The 14,579-nt window shown below is 63.0% G+C and carries 14 protein-coding genes; 5 read left to right on the top strand and 9 right to left on the bottom strand.

Annotation, left to right across the window (positions count from 1 at the left end; translation table 11 throughout):
• Positions 1-64: 64 nt before the first annotated feature.
• From Pan216_RS07410 to Pan216_RS07390, 5 genes are all read right to left on the bottom strand, one after another.
• A complete protein-coding gene (locus Pan216_RS07410; protein WP_145256939.1) occupies positions 65-1,126 on the bottom strand; it encodes a PLP-dependent cysteine synthase family protein in 1,062 nt (353 codons plus the stop codon).
• 118 nt (positions 1,127-1,244) lie between these two features.
• Positions 1,245-1,670 (bottom strand): hypothetical protein, encoded by a 426-nt coding sequence (locus tag Pan216_RS07405; protein WP_419193373.1) that lies wholly within the window; start codon positions 1,668-1,670, stop codon positions 1,245-1,247.
• Positions 1,671-1,770: 100 nt separating this feature from the next.
• Entirely contained in the window at positions 1,771-2,877 is a 1,107-nt protein-coding gene (locus Pan216_RS07400; RefSeq protein WP_419193372.1) for a DUF1559 domain-containing protein, read from the bottom strand.
• 519 nt (positions 2,878-3,396) lie between these two features.
• The gene (locus tag Pan216_RS07395) at positions 3,397-3,600 is read right to left on the bottom strand and encodes a hypothetical protein (protein WP_145256936.1); all 204 of its coding nucleotides are present in this window, start codon (positions 3,598-3,600) and stop codon (positions 3,397-3,399) included.
• A 41-nt stretch (positions 3,601-3,641) separates the two neighbouring features.
• The gene (locus Pan216_RS07390; RefSeq protein WP_419193371.1) at positions 3,642-4,967 is read right to left on the bottom strand and encodes an alpha/beta hydrolase family protein; all 1,326 of its coding nucleotides are present in this window, start codon (positions 4,965-4,967) and stop codon (positions 3,642-3,644) included.
• Between the two features lie 74 nt (positions 4,968-5,041).
• Between Pan216_RS07390 and Pan216_RS07385 the strand changes: the two genes are divergently transcribed.
• Positions 5,042-5,335, top strand: coding sequence for a hypothetical protein (locus Pan216_RS07385; RefSeq protein WP_145256933.1), 294 nt, complete (start codon positions 5,042-5,044; stop codon positions 5,333-5,335).
• Positions 5,336-5,486: 151 nt separating this feature from the next.
• On the top strand, positions 5,487-5,825 hold the full coding sequence (locus Pan216_RS07380) for a hypothetical protein (protein ID WP_145256930.1): 339 nt from the start codon (positions 5,487-5,489) through the stop codon (positions 5,823-5,825).
• 54 nt (positions 5,826-5,879) lie between these two features.
• On the opposite strand, the gene Pan216_RS07375 is transcribed toward Pan216_RS07380, so the two are convergent.
• Positions 5,880-6,749, bottom strand: coding sequence for a YiiX/YebB-like N1pC/P60 family cysteine hydrolase (locus Pan216_RS07375; protein WP_419193370.1), 870 nt, complete (start codon positions 6,747-6,749; stop codon positions 5,880-5,882).
• 322 nt (positions 6,750-7,071) lie between these two features.
• Between Pan216_RS07375 and Pan216_RS07370 the strand changes: the two genes are divergently transcribed.
• Positions 7,072-7,809, top strand: coding sequence for a sulfite exporter TauE/SafE family protein (locus Pan216_RS07370; protein ID WP_419193369.1), 738 nt, complete (start codon positions 7,072-7,074; stop codon positions 7,807-7,809).
• 454 nt (positions 7,810-8,263) lie between these two features.
• On the opposite strand, the gene Pan216_RS07365 is transcribed toward Pan216_RS07370, so the two are convergent.
• From Pan216_RS07365 to Pan216_RS07355, 3 genes are all read right to left on the bottom strand, one after another.
• Positions 8,264-8,533 carry a hypothetical protein gene (locus Pan216_RS07365; RefSeq protein WP_145256922.1) on the bottom strand — a complete coding sequence of 90 codons (270 nt, stop codon included), beginning with the start codon at positions 8,531-8,533 and terminating at the stop codon, positions 8,264-8,266.
• A complete protein-coding gene (locus Pan216_RS07360) occupies positions 8,530-9,042 on the bottom strand; it encodes a DUF6677 family protein (RefSeq protein ID WP_145256919.1) in 513 nt (170 codons plus the stop codon). Before Pan216_RS07360 ends, Pan216_RS07365 begins: the two co-directional genes overlap by 4 nt.
• 126 nt (positions 9,043-9,168) lie before the next feature.
• Entirely contained in the window at positions 9,169-11,919 is a 2,751-nt protein-coding gene (locus Pan216_RS07355) for a hypothetical protein (protein ID WP_145256916.1), read from the bottom strand.
• Between the two features lie 447 nt (positions 11,920-12,366).
• Here Pan216_RS07355 and groL point away from each other — a divergent pair, with 447 nt between their 5' ends.
• A complete protein-coding gene (groL, locus tag Pan216_RS07350; protein WP_145256913.1) occupies positions 12,367-14,091 on the top strand; it encodes a chaperonin GroEL in 1,725 nt (574 codons plus the stop codon).
• 178 nt (positions 14,092-14,269) lie between these two features.
• Entirely contained in the window at positions 14,270-14,572 is a 303-nt protein-coding gene (gene groES, locus Pan216_RS07345) for a co-chaperone GroES (RefSeq protein ID WP_145256910.1), read from the top strand.
• Positions 14,573-14,579 lie beyond the last annotated feature (7 nt).

Genomic DNA, 14,579 nt, shown 5'->3' with positions numbered 1-14,579 from the left:
CCGCTGCTCTCGCGGGACTTGGAGATCGCGACGTCCAACCCTCAACGTGCAAGAGACGAGGAATTCAAGAAACGTCGAACGAGCCAGCGTCGAGGAAGTGGGACAGATCGTCGGCATAGTCCTCGGGAACGAGCCCGTGCTCGGCCAACCACTCGGCGTTGTAGTAGGTGTGCGCGTAACGCTCGCCGGAGTCACAGATCACCGTGACGATGCTCCCCTTCTCTCTCTTGGCCTTCATCTCCGCCATGATCTGAAAGACCGCCCAGAGATTCGTCCCGGTCGAGCCGCCGCACTTGCGATCGAGCAGCCGCTCGAGCCGATGGATCGTCGCGATTGCGGCGGAATCGGGAACCTCGATCATGCGGTCGACTACGTCCGGGATGAACGAGGGCTCGACGTGAGGGCGCCCGATCCCCTCGATGCGTGAAAGCCGATCGCGGGTGATCGAACGGTCCCGCGTCCGATAGAACTCCGCGTAAACCGAGTTCTCCGGATCGGCGACGCAGAGCTTGGTGTCCAGTCGTTGATAGCGAATGTAGCGGCCAACGGTGGCCGACGTCCCGCCGGTGCCGGCGCTGACCACCACCCACGTCGGTTCGGGGTAGCGTTCCTTCTCCATCTGACGAAAGAGCGACTCGGCGATGTTGTTGTTGCCGCGCCAGTCGGTCGCCCGCTCGGCGTAGGTGAACTGGTCCATGTAGTGCCCGCCCAACTCGCGCGCCAGCTCCTTCGCGGCGCGGGTGATATCCCCCTCGACGAGATGACATTTGCCGCCGAGGAACTCAATCTTGTGGATCTTCTCCGTCGAAGTCGCGGCGGGAATCACGGTGTGGAACGGCAACTCGAGCAGGTTCGCGAAGTAGGCCTCGCTGATCGCGGTGCTTCCCGAGGAGGACTCAATGATCGGCGTCCCCTCATCGATCCACCCATTGCAAAGGGCGTAGAGAAAGAGCGAGCGGGCGAGGCGGTGCTTGAGGCTTCCCGTGGGATGAATCGACTCGTCCTTGAGGTAGACGTCGATGTCGGGACACGCCCCGCTCGGGAGCTTGATGAGATGAGTGTCGGCCGAGCGATTGAAGTCGGACTCGATCCGGGAAATGGCATCGTGAACCCAGGGACGCGACATGACGACTCTCGCAGGACTCGGGTGGGGATGACATTGGCTACGCCCGTAGCTTACCGCATCCTCCGCCCGATGTCCGGGGAGAGCGAGCGTTCTCCCCCTCGGGAACCCGACGAGTCGGTCACTTCGACGTGAGGTCGAAGTTGAATGTGTTGCTCCCTTTGTCGACGTCGGCGGTCAGTTCGGTTTGCTCGTGATAGCGAGCGGGAAGCATCTCGGGACGCGAATGAGCGGGCTCGCCGGTCGCTTCGTTCACCGGAGTATCGAACTCCGAAGTGATCGAGACCTTGTGGGCGCCGAGTTCGGCTCCAGCCCGATCGCGGGTGTAAAAGAGCTTGTACTGACCGCTACCGTCGGTCTTGCCGATCGAACGCCGATTGCCCTCGACCGGCATGAACCAGATGGTCGCATTGTCGAGCGGTTGGCCGTCGAGCGTCACGATGCCGGTGACCGTTCCGAGATCCGGCCCCTCCTCCGATCCACAGCCGGCGATACCAACCGACGCGAGCGCCATCATCCATCCAAGGGAAACCTTTGCAGCCCTCATACCGTTCCTCGGATCCTGGAGAAAAGCTGTAAGACGCGAGAAGGGGACACCGCCGCCAACGCATTCGAGCGCGACGGTGTCCCGCTAGCAAGTGCTTTGGCTAGTAGCTGTCAATGATCTGCCCGTCGGCAATCCCGAGGAGCTTGTCAAAGACGGTCCTCACCTCGCCGGAGGCTCCGACGGGGTTCTCGATCGAGTCACTGATGAACTGGACGCGCCCGTCACCGAAGAGAAAGTGAGCCCCGCCGGGGTGAAGGCTGCTGAAGGACTGGTTCTGCTTGTAATCGCCGGTGAGTGGCGGATTGATGCCGTAGTAAGTCGAACCGGCATACGAGGTCATTCCTTGGTTGAAGTTGTTCCCTCTACCGGAAGCATAGGCTTCCACACCGTAGCCCGAATTGCCCCGCACGGCGAAGAGCATCCCGGCGAGCATCAATCCATTGGCGCCGGCGCTATAGACCCGCTCGCCCGCGAGGAAGGTCTTGCTCAGTCCGTCGCTAATATCGCGGAGTTTGGTGGTCTGGTTCTCGAAGAAGGCACCGACCGCCCCACTTCGCCCATCGATCGGGTCGGTCGCTTTGGCCGTTCGCACCCAAGCGACATTGTTGGCAACCACGTAGTTGGTCAGCGAGACGCCCGTGTTGTCGGCTCCGGGATTGGCGTCGAAGGTGTAACCGACATCGGCGATCGACGTGCCGTTGACACTGATGGAAACATTGCCGCGGAAGTAGTCCGGGCCGGTATCCGACGGGCAACGCCAGCTATCGTAGCGTCGCTGCATCTCGCTGGTGTACTGTCCCAGGGCGTCGGTCGCGGCGGTCGTGCCAGGATTGAGCTTGTCGTAGAGGGGGGCCTGATCGCAGTAAGGCATGACGAAGGCGGACCAAACCCAATGCCCTTCATCGTCGGCGGCGTTGGGGTTGTTGATGTGGCCCGGCGGAAGGGTCTGATGGGCGTCGACGTAGTTGTGTAGCGCCACGCCGATCTGTTTGAGATTGTTCTGACAGAAGGAACGCCGTGCCGATTCTCGAGCCTGCTGGACGGCAGGAAGAAGGAGCCCCACCAAAACGCCAATGATCGCGATCACGACCAGCAATTCGACGAGGGTGAACCCGCGCCGCCACGAACGCTGTAACTTCATGATGTCCCCCAGGTTGCGACGGCCGCGGCGTTGTAGCGAGTACATCGCCAAGAAAACGGACGTCATCGAAAGTGAATTGAGGCAAATGCCCGAACTTCGTCTTGAGCGTGGATCGCTTTCCCCAAAACCGACGCTCGAGAGGTAGCCCAAGAAGAAGATTCCCTGGGGGATTCGGAACGTAACATTTTTTTCGGAGATAGCCGATTTTTTCGCCGCAGGTCAACAACGCTGACACGTGGGCAATGAAAACCGCCTGAAATACGTCACTTAGTTCACTCGCAACCGAATGTCCTCGGTCCTTCTCTTGGAGGGGGCTACGAGTGCTTTGTCAAATCCAACCGTTCGGGTGGTCCTTGGGCTGCTGGTCAGCCAGTGAGAAGTGATCGTGGGTTCACCACCCGAAGTCCGGCGTTTGACGCGGTACTAGGCTTCGTCTCAAAAGTTGATCGTTGGTCCGAGGCTCAGCGAGTTGGTGCGGGACGAGGAGGGCGAAGCAGGCGAATCCACTGGATTCGTCGATGCAGCCCGACAAAGTCCCGTGCCGATGCAGCGAGTCGAAGCCAGAGCCGAGTTTTGAGACGGAGCCTAGTCCCCGTCCCCGCCGCCACTGTCTCCACCGTCGGAGCCGCTGTCGCCGAAGAACCAGCCTCCGCCATCACTGTCGTCCCCGTCACTGAAGAACGGGAGACCGCTTCGCTTCCGCTTGCTGCGCGGGAAGAACAAGCCGAGCACGATCACGAAGACACTGATCCCAATCAGTACCGAAACGAGGTCGATATCCTTCCCCATGGAGATCCCCCCAGAACGTATCGGCGTGGCGGTGCTCGCCCCTACTTCGAACGAAGCCCGACACTATTGACCGCCTCGACGCGATACGTGTTCGACGGCGAACCCTCCGGGTCGACGTAACGCATTTTCGCCAGCGGGGAGTTGGGCGTGTCGTGGTAGGACATCCCCTGGAACAGCGGCCGCCCGTAGCGAGTCGAGGGCTTGGTCGGAAGTTCGCCGATCAGCTCGTCGTCGCGATAGACGCGAAAGCCGCCGATGCCGCTCTCAATGTCGGCGCGGGCGTCCCAAGTCACGACCATCCCTTCCTTCTCCCTCGACGCGTTGACGTCGGTCGGTGCGGGCGGCGCGGTCTTGTCGTCGACAACTCCGGTCTTGATAAACTCACTCCACGCCTTCGCGATCCGCTCGTTGGGGAGCCAAACCGCCTTGCTCGCATCGCCCCGGTAGTCCGCCGCGGGGACGGGCGTCGGCTGCGTCTTCTCCGGCTCGAGCGGCACGTCCGCCAACCACGCCCGCGCCAGGTCCATCTTCCGCAATGGGCCGGCCGCTCCCGGCTTCTCGGGCAGACGCTCTTCGAGACAGACGTCGAAGAACGGTATTGCGAGGTAGCGCGACTCGCGGGTTTCGTGGCCCGACTTCGGGTCGGGCGTGAAGGCGATCGGCGCCCCGCGCGAGCGGTAGTCCTCGAACATGCCGAGATTCCCCTTCCAAGCGCCGCGGAATCGCTTGTGGTCGCGTTCCAGGAGCCCCGGATTGGCCATCATCGGGATGGTCATCGCGGCGTCGGGAATCTCTGGTGCCTCGATCTCTCCCTTCGACCACGTGCCATGCGCCGTTCCCGATTGGAACCAGATGGCGACGATTCGCTCGGGATGTTTCATCTGCATGAGGCTCGACCAAAACCCGCCGCCGGAATGCCCCCAAAGGCACCACGGAACTTCCGCGATCTCGGGATGGCCCGACTTGGTCGCGAGATCGCCCAGCGCCTGAACGAAGACCTCGCCCGAGCCGTTGCGCGGGTCGCACCAGAGCCGGCAATTTTGATCCTTCTTCTGCTGGTAGGAGGGACCGAGCAACGCGCAGTCCCACTTGCGGGCCAACTCCTGCCAATGCAAATCGTGGGCGGCGGTCTCGCCTCCCTTGCAAGCCCCCTCGCCGCAGCCGTGCTGGTGGACGATCACGCCGCGAATCGTCTTGACCCCAGGCGGAATCCAAAGAGTGTGCGTCACCCCGATCTGGCACTCGCCAGGCTCCGTCGAGGGAGGATAGCTTACTTGGTGGTAGGTGCCGTCGGAGCCAGCGAGCACTGGCGTCGCGACAAGAGCGAAGAGCGTCATCAAGCTCCCGCGGAGCAACAACATGGGCATCGTCGACAAATCCTCGTTGATCGTTTCGTCGGCCGCGTCCGGTCCGTCCCCGCGGCGATGGTTGGCATCCCATTGTGGCATATTCTGTGGAGAAAAACCCGCGCAACCTTCGGCTTGCCCATGAGATCGCGGTCGGCGCTGGAGACCAGCCTGCTGGAACGTTCGACGATGCGATCGACCAACGCGACACGGAGCTGCGATCCTTTCAAGACGGCATCTTCGCTCAAGATCGTCCCACCATCGAGTCGCAGCGTCCCGAACGGCTGCCGCTGGATCTCCAGGAGGAACTTCATCCGCGGTCCGACCGGCTCTCGATCGCGCACCGCAAGTGGCTTCGCGAGCGTGGCTATCCCTACGGAATCTCGTAGACCGACGAGGAGTTCCCCTTCGCCGCGACGATCTTCACGATGTTTTCACGGTTCCGGCGCGGATTGCCGGTCCGGTTCTACGCAAGAAAGTCCATTCTCCCTTGAACGAAGTTGTCGGGGATCACAAGGGTACACTTGGGAGGATCGAAGCATGGCGCGATTTGGACTGCTACTGACCGATACCAAGAAAGGGGCCACCATTATCACGCTCGAGGAGAGCTCGATCTTGGCCCATCGCTGGTCGGGAAAGCCGTTCACCAAGGCGTATCAGATCGGCCACAAGGGCAACGGCTGGTACTACGTCTACGGCCTCACCAAGACGCTCGAACTATTCGAGCAATATGGGGGACACCGCAAGGTGGCGACACTCAACGTTCGCAACTACCCGTTCAAACTGAACAGCAAGGGAACCGGAAAGTTCTTCGGCCCCAACGGCGAGCTGACGACGGGGATCATCCAATGGAAGTGCGTCTCGAAGTACGCGTCGTAGCCGAGTAGGTTGGGTCCGCGGCCCACCACGGTGAGCGTGGCCACCTTGAAAGGCTTAGAAGATCTGGCGGGAACGGTCCGCGACCTGCTGGACCGTCGGCTCGGGTTGGTTGTGCTCGAAGTGGCATTCTTCGTAAACGACGTCCAGATCGGGCGAGGACCAGATACCGATCTGCTCGTTGCCCGGAACGAAGACCTGCGTCTCCGGAGTGAAGGGAGGCACGAGCCGACCGATGAAGGTCGTGATCGGGAACTTGTCGTAGTTGGGGAACTCGTCGATGCGAATCGGTTCGCAGAGATCGATCCCCGCCGAGCGGTACGCGAGGACGACCATCTCGGTGCAATAGAGTTTCTCGGGCCCCATGACGAACTGGCGGTCGAAGTTCGGCTGTCGCTCGTAGACGTCCTGGCAGTACTTGACCGCCGCCTCGGCGAGATGCCGCTTCTCTGGGCTGAGTCGCTTCACCGCCAGATTCATGACATTGTCCTCGACGAGGTACTGCGAGAAGCGCTTGCGGCGCGCCCCTTCCGGTGCCATGTCGTAGACGTAGACCTCGCCGTCCTCACACGAGATCAGGCCGGTGTGCGAATAGCGGCTCGCGGCCATCCGGGTCGAGACTCGCGAGAAGCGGAAGAGCCCCATGCACGCCCGCGCGTCGCCCATGCCGAAGACGATGTCCCCCGACTGGAGGTGATCCTTGGCCCACTGATCCCACGTGTGATCGACTTCCTCGCGTTGCCGAATCGGGCAGAGGACGCGATGGGAACCGGGACAATGGGCGGCGACGAGTGGCCCTTTCGAGCAACACCCCGCGACCGAGAGGACCCAGAACGCGATCAAGAGCGTTGCCCGATGGGCCGGCAGTGCCGCGAGCAGCGCTGCCCGTGAGAGCCTCGTGATCAATTCAATCTGGCGTGATTTCATACCCACCATGCCGAAACGGTCGCGTCTGAAGACGGCGTGTCATCCGTGCACGAATCGACGTCCCGAGGATGTTCTCTTTAGCGGGAGAGTTGGAATTGCTCCGTTGGGGAGAAAATCACCTCGCCACCAGGCGTCGAGTCTGCCCGAATTGCCCCGTTTGCGCGGGGTCACGTCTCGAAAACGCGACCATTTTCGCTCAAGGTCGGCTCCCGCGATCGGCGGGGCTCCTCCCACGGCACGAAGATTTTCTCGGTTCATCCCGGCGTGGTTCTATCATGAGGGTCTCACCAAGAGTTGCTTGCGCCTTAGGAAGACCTCCCCGATGATTTGGGTGATTCTCGCCACGGTCATGACGACTGCCGCGTTCGTTCAGGGATGCCTCGGCTTCGGCTACGCCCTGGTCGCCCTCTCGGTCGTCCCCTACTTTCTGCCGATGAAGGACGCCAACATCGTCGTTTCCTTCAGCTTGGTCATTCCCTTAGCACTCATGTTCTGGCAAGCGCGCGATCAGGTTTCGTGGAGTTCCCTTCGCGATTGCTACATCGGCGCCATCGTCGGTCTCCCACTCGGCATCGCCGCCTTCGCTTGGGTTCATCCCGACTGGCTGATCATCGGGACCGCGATCGTGATCCTCTTTGTCAGTATGGACGGGCTCCTGCGGAAGCAGCGGCCCGAGGCGACCGCCAGCCCGTCGAGTTTCTGGGGACTCGTCGCGGGGGTGGGAAGCGGATTTCTCGGCGGCTCGATCGCCGTCGCCGGCCCGCCGATCGTCGCGTACGCGGCCCGGCAGGCATGGTCGCCACTTCAGACGCGAGCCTTTCTGTTCGCGTTCTTCCTCGTCATCGCGGCCCTGCGACCGCCAATCCTGGTCATCTACGGCTTGGTCGACATGCCCGTCTTCATGCTATCGCTCGCCGCGATGCCCTGTTGTCTGCTCGGGATGAAGCTCGGCGGGCTCACCTCGCATCACATCGACGCGCAGCAGTTTCGGCGCATCATCTACTTTGCCTTGGTCATCAGTTCGTTCGCGATGATCGCCCGGGTGTTGGGCGCGCCGTAACGGACGTCGTTGACACACGCACGGCGTCCGCCGGAGATGCCGCGGGCAACGCGATTCGGCGGAAGAGAACCCCCTCACCCCTAACCCCTCTCCCACAGGGAGAGGGGATCAAGAGGCTCACTCTCCCACGGGGAGAGGGGAACAAGAGGCTCACTCTCCCACGGGGAGAGGAGCACGAATGACCTCTCCCGTGGGGAGAGGTCGGCGAGCGAAGCGAGACGGGTGAGGGGATTCATTGCTTGGGGAAACGTTGCAACTTCGTGGAAGAAAGCCCCCTCACCCCTAACCCCTCTCTCACAGGGAGAGGGGAACAAGAGGCTCACTCTCCCACAGGGAGAGGGGAACAAGAGGCTCACTCTCCCACAGGGAGAGGGGAACAAGAGGCTCACTCTCTCACGGGGAGAAGTCGGGGAATGACGCCTGAAGCGGGGATGTAAGCGAATCGCTCGACGGATCAGCCGCGTGCGGAACCGGTGCGGTAAAAGACAAAGGCGAGCCCGAGGACGACCAGGACCAGCCAGAAGAAGGGGATTTCGATCGAGATCAGGAAGAGCACCAAGTACGCCGATCCGAGAAAGGCGAGGATATAGAGCGCCCACCGGATCGCGTGTCGCCAGATCAGCCCCCAGTCCTCGTAGCGCGTCGCGCTGTAGACGAGGCTCACGGCGATCACCAACGGAGGCAAATACCAGTGCATGTTGAGACTGGCGAAGAGCGGCGTCATTCCTTGGGCGTCTCCGGTGGCGAGGGAGGCGGACTCTTGCGGCGTTGCTCCTCGTCCCAGAGGGCGGGGCCGGCGAAGGCGTCGTAGATCACGAGAAAGTTGAGCAGCCCGGCGACCATCGTGTAGACCATCGCCATGTCGATCTGCTTGCCGAAGGTCCGGTGCAGATCATCTTGCTCCTCGGGCGTCGGGGCCAACTCGAAGCGTCGCACCGCTTCGGGAAACCAAGCGCGCACCGCTGGGGACCGAATCAAGGCGGGCAGAGCCACGACTCCCGTGCCGACCTGGGCAAGATAGGGCCAATAGAACCCTTCGCGATCCCAACGAACGTAGACAACCTGCCACGCCCCTTGTTGGCTGCCGGCGACGAAAAGGCCCAGGATGCAGATGGCGTATAGAACCGACTTGCCCATACGGCCCTGGTACCAATGTCCGAGCCCAGGGACGAGCCACGCCAACAGCGCGGCCTTCGCGGGATGACGAAGCTCAAGTTTCTCGTCGGAACTCATGACCCTCCGGTCCATCGTCGGGACGGTGTGGCGGCGATGACTGCGGCAGGCGGACGCGGCTGTCCCCGAACCTCATCGTATGAATCTCGTGGGAGCGCCGCTAACCGGGGACATACGGGAGCGAGTTCAGATCCAACCCACAAGCGAGAATACCAGGAGCTGGATCGCCAGCATCCCCAGAACAATCCCGCTCACGCCGATCGCCGTCACCGCCAGCGGACTTCGTTTCCGCAGCGATTCGTCAACATCGACCAGTATGTCCATCGGGGACCGCCGAGGCCGCGCCGGTTCGAGCGAGGGAGCCTCTTCGAGCACCACGGGCCGCTCCACCGCCTGGGGTTCCGGCTCGGGAGCGGGTTCCTCCTTCTTCTTGCCCGTATCGCCGAAGAAACGGCCAACGCGAGCATTCTCCTCCTCCATCTTGAATTGATTCAGCGCGGCGATGTCGATGTTCGGTTGCGGCCCATTCTCGGGAACCGAGTCCGACGTGTCACTCTCCAGCAGCCGAGGCCTCGGCTCTCCCGAGTTGTCGTTGCCGAGCAGTTTGTCCAAGAAGTCGTCGGTCACTTCCTCGGACGCGACCCCTTGCTCCCCATCCGGTGCGCTCGAGGCCTCCGCGTCGACCTCACTCAACGCGAGAGTCTCGTCGACGGAACACCAACGCGTCAGTCGATCATCTTCGCGAGGCTCCCCGCTGGCGGACGCCATCAGAGCCGGTCGCTCCCGGTTCTCCGTCGTGGGGGAAGCGGGCGCCTCCGGTAGATCGAGGCTCTCGTCGACCGTCATCCAACGGGAACATCGGTCGCCGGCATCCCTCGCGCTATCGTCGTCGTAGGCCCCGTCGTAGTCCTCTCCCGCAAGAAGTTCCTTCGACGATTCGGCGGCGGCAGGCTCCAGCGTCCGCTCCTCGGTCGCCTCATCGAGCGGCGTCTGCTCGGCGGCTACCTCTTGGAGTTCCGCCGCCTCCTCCTCCGCGGCATCCGCGGCGGCTTGCTCGGCGATCATCGCTTCGATTGAGTCTTGCGACAGCGAATCGTCCGAGGCGTCCGGTCCCGGGGGTTCCTCGGCGGGAGCTTCCTCGTGGCTCTCCGCGAGCAGGCTCTCAACCAGGTCCTGCGAAACAGGGCCCTCGTCACCGGCGGCAGAAGGCTCTTCAGCGGGTTCCGGCTCGCTCGACTCCGCGGAAGCGGCGTCTTGCTCGGCGATCATCGCTTCGATCGAGTCTTGCGACAGCGAATCGTCCGAGGCGTCCGGTGCCGGGGGTTCCTCGGCGGGAGCTTCCTCGTGGCTCTCCGCGAGCAGGCTCTCAACCAGGTCCTGCGAAACAGGGCCCTCGTCTGCGCCGGCAGAAGGCTCTTCAGTGGGTTCCGGCTCGCTCGACTCCGCGGAAGCGGCGGCTTGCTCGGCGATCATCGCTTCGATTGAGTCTTGCGACAGCGAATCGTCCGAGGCGTCCGGTGCCGGGGGTTCCTCGGCGGGAGCTTCCTCGTGGCTCTCCGCGAGCAGGCTCTCAACCAGGTCCTGCGAAACAGGGCCTTCGTCTGCGCCGGCAGAAGGCTCTTCAGCGGGTTCCGGCTCGCTCGACTCCGCGGAAGCGGCGGCTTGCTCGGCGATCATCGCCTCGATTGAGTCTTGCGACAGCGAATCGTCCGAGGCGTCCGGTCCCGGGGGTTCCTCGGCGGGAGCTTCCTCGTGGCTCTCCGCGAGCAGGCTCTCAACCAGGTCCTGCGAAACAGGGCCCTCGTCACCGGCGGCAGAAGGCTCTTCAGCGGGTTCCGGCTCGCTCGACTCCGCGGAAGCGGCGGCTTGCTCGGCGATCATTGCCTCGATTGAGTCTTGCGACAGCGAATCGTCCGAGGCGTCCGGTCCCGGGGGTTCCTCGGCGGGAGCTTCCTCGTGGCTCTCCGCGAGCAGGCTCTCAACCAGGTCCTGCGAAACAGGGCCTTCGTCACCGGCGGCAGAAGGCTCTTCAGCGGGTTCCGGCTCGCTCGACTCCGCGGAAGCGGCGGCTTGCTCGGCGATCATCGCCTCGATTGAGTCTTGCGACAGCGAGGTATCCGCGTTTTCCGCCTGCTCGGTGGGCGGCGTCTCGGCGATCTCGGGCTCGCTCGCCCCTTCCTCTTCCGGAGCCTGCTCGGCAACCGGCTCCTCGGCCGGCGTCTCGTTCGACGGCGAGGGGGAGTTCTCGGCCAAGAGTCGTTCGACGAGGTCCTGCGAAACACCGTCCTCGTCCTCTACCGCGGAGGGCCCATCGCTCGGCGCATCGGGAGTCTCTTCCGCCGAGGTCGCCGCCTCCTGTTCGCGGAGCCCCCCCTCGACCATTTCCCTTGAGTCGGTTGAGTCGGAAAAATCATCCGGTGTATCAATGCGGTCGTCACTCTCCGGCTCGGCGGATTCCGCAGCCTGGGGTACGCCAGCTTCATCGACATCGCCCGGAGTCTCGTCGGTGACCGACTCGGCCGTTTCCTCGTCGGACGAGGCGACGTCGCCGGTCTCGGCGGGGAGGTCATCGACGAGGTCCTGCGAAACACCGTCCTCGTCCTCTACCGCGGAGGGCCCATCGTCCTCCGCGATCGGGGGTGGCCCATCGTCCGGGGTGGGAGTCGTCTCCGCCTCCACGGGTGACGGAGTCTCCTCCGGGACACTTGGTGGAAGGTTCTCCCTGGTCGGCGCGGCGGTCTCTCGATCGAGCTCGGGAGCGACGGGTGGACTCGCGTCGATCTCCTCCTGGGCATTAAGAATGGGATCGACGTCGGAAGGGTTGCTGGGATCGGGCTGCCTGACTTTGCGTTTGAAGCGGCGCGTTTCGGGGGGTCTTCGCGTGCGAGGCCGCCGCGGTTTGCGCATGAAGTCGGGGATTTCGGGCAGATCAGCCATAGTTTTCCGACGATTCTCAACCGATTTGCATCGATTCTAGCGCAAAAGAGCGCCATTCGGAAGCACTCCCGGGCGGTCGACGCGCCGAAATGTCCGCCTAGCCAGCCCACTTGCTCCGACTGTAGCTGTCGCGCGGCCCGGGTCGCAGGCTGGGGGAGTTGTCAAATTGGCAACCAATCCCCCTCGCCGGGAAGAGCTCCGCCAAACTGGCAGGTTTTCCGAGCGATCCGCCACGGCGGCAATCAGACGCAAGCCTCTACCCTATAACATATTGCGACTCCACCTCCAAATTGGCATCCGCATTGCACAACGCGGAGCAAGCCAAAATGCCTTCGCTGGAGCCATCCAGAACTGCACAAGGAGCGTCGGCCCGCGAAGGGCTGCCGAGACAAACCACCGGAACCGACACGCCGCGAATTTTAGCGTGACCCAAGGGAGGATGAGTGAATGGCCAAGATGTTGACGTTTGACGATGAGGCCCGCCAAAAGATGGCGCAGGGTGTGAGCAAGCTCGCCCGCGCCGTGAAAAGTACGTTGGGCCCACGCGGACACAACGCGGTGATCGACAAGGGCTGGGGAAGCCCCACGATCACCAAGGACGGCGTCACCGTCGCCGAGGAAATCGAACTGGTCTGCCCCTACGAGAACATGGGCGCCCAGCTCGTCAAGGAAGCCGCCAGCAAGACCAGCGATGTCGCCGGCGACGGCACGACCACCGCGACGGTCCTGGCCGAGGCGGTCTTCAAGGAAGGCCTGCGTCGCATCGCCGCCGGGGCCGACCCGATGGCACTTAGCCGCGGCATCCACACCGCCGTCGAAGCGGTCGTCGAGCACTTGCTCTCCAAGGCGACCGCGGTCAAGGGACGTAAGCAGTCGATCGCCGAAGTCGCGACCATCGCCTCCAACAACGACAGCGAGATCGGCAAGACGATCGCCGACGCGATGGAGAAGGTCGGCAGTGACGGCGTCGTCACCGTCGAGGAAGGAAAGGGAATCGAGACCGAGGTCGAAGTCGTCGAAGGCATGCAGTTCGACCGCGGTTACCTCTCCCCCCACTTCGTCACCGACCAGGACGAGATGGCCGTCGAACTCGAGAACTGCCTCGTGCTCATCTACGAGGAGAAGATCTCCTCGGCCAAGCCGCTCATCCCGCTGCTCGAAACGATCTCCCAAGCCCACAAGCCGCTCTTGATCATCGCCGAGGACATCGAAGGCGAAGCCCTCGCCACCCTCGTCGTCAACAAGCTCCGTGGCATCGTCAACGTCTGTGCCGTCAAGGCCCCCGGCTACGGCGATCGTCGCAAGGCAATGCTCGGCGACATCGCGGTCCTCACCGGTGGCAAGGCCATCTTCAAGGATCTCGGCGTCAAGCTCGAGAACGTCTCGCTCGACGATCTCGGCAAGGCCAAGAAGATCACCGTCACCTCCGAGAACACCACCGTCATCGAAGGGGCCGGCAAGAAGGTCGACATCCAGGGTCGTTGCGAGATGATCCGCCGCGAGATCGGCGAGACCGACAGCGACTACGATCGCGAGAAGCTGCAAGAGCGTCTCGCGAAGCTCGCCGGTGGCGTCGCCCAAATTAACGTCGGGGCCGCGACCGAAACCGAAATGAAGGAGCGTAAGGCGCTCGTCGAGGATGCCCTTCACGCGACGCGGGCCGCGATCGAGGAAGGGGTCGTTCCCGGCGGTGGCGTCGCTCTCCTTCGCAGCGGCGAGGCCCTTGAGGGACTCAAGCTCAAGGGGGACGAGGCCCACGGCGTCGACATCATCCGCAGCGTCCTGAGCATTCCGGTCCGGACGATCGCGACCAACGCCGGCAAGGACGGCTCGGTCGTCGCCGCCCAGATCCTCAAGAACAAGGACCTGAAGTTCGGCTACAACGCCAATAAGGACGATTACGGCGACTTGACCAAGGCGGGCGTCATCGACCCCGTGAAGGTGACCCGCTCGGCCCTGCAAAACGGTGCCAGCGTCGCCGCGCTATTGCTCACCACCGAGTGCATGATCGCCAACAAGCCCGAACCCAAGTCGGCCGATGCTGGTGGCCACCACGACCACGGCATGGGTGGAATGGGCGGCATGGGCGGAATGGGTGGCATGGACATGGGCGGCATGGGCATGGGTGGCATGGGCGGTATGGGCATGGGCGGTATGGGCGGCATGATGTAAGCCGCTTCGCCGTACGAGACCGCCTGGAGGGAACTCCGTTCCGCCAGCCGTTCGCGTTCACGCGACCAATGACGATCAAGTTCAGCATAAGCCGGTCTCCCTCCGAGCGACAAGCGCCGAGGGGCACCGGACCTGGGAATCGACAAGTTCAACGAGAAATCAGACAGGAGATGGATCCATGGCTAAGGGAATCGGATTGAAGCCGCTCGACGATCGGGTTGTTGTTCGCAGTGCCGAGGCGGAAGACACGACCGCCGGCGGCATCGTGCTGCCCGACAACGCCAAGGAAAAGCAGCAGCGTGGCGAGATCGTCGCTGTCGGTCCGGGCAAGTTGCTCGACAGCGGCGAACGGGCCGCCCTTTCGGTCACCGTCGGTGACGAGGTTCTCTTCGGCAAGTACGCCGGCAACGAAGTGAAGATCAACGGCGAAGAGCTCAAGATCATGCGTGAGAGTGACTTGCTGGCCAAGGTCGAGAAGTAGTCACTGC

This window comes from Kolteria novifilia, assembly GCA_007748055.1.
Lineage (GTDB): Bacteria > Planctomycetota > Planctomycetia > Kolteriales > Kolteriaceae > Kolteria > Kolteria novifilia.
This window is presented reverse-complemented; position numbering and strand designations above follow the sequence as displayed.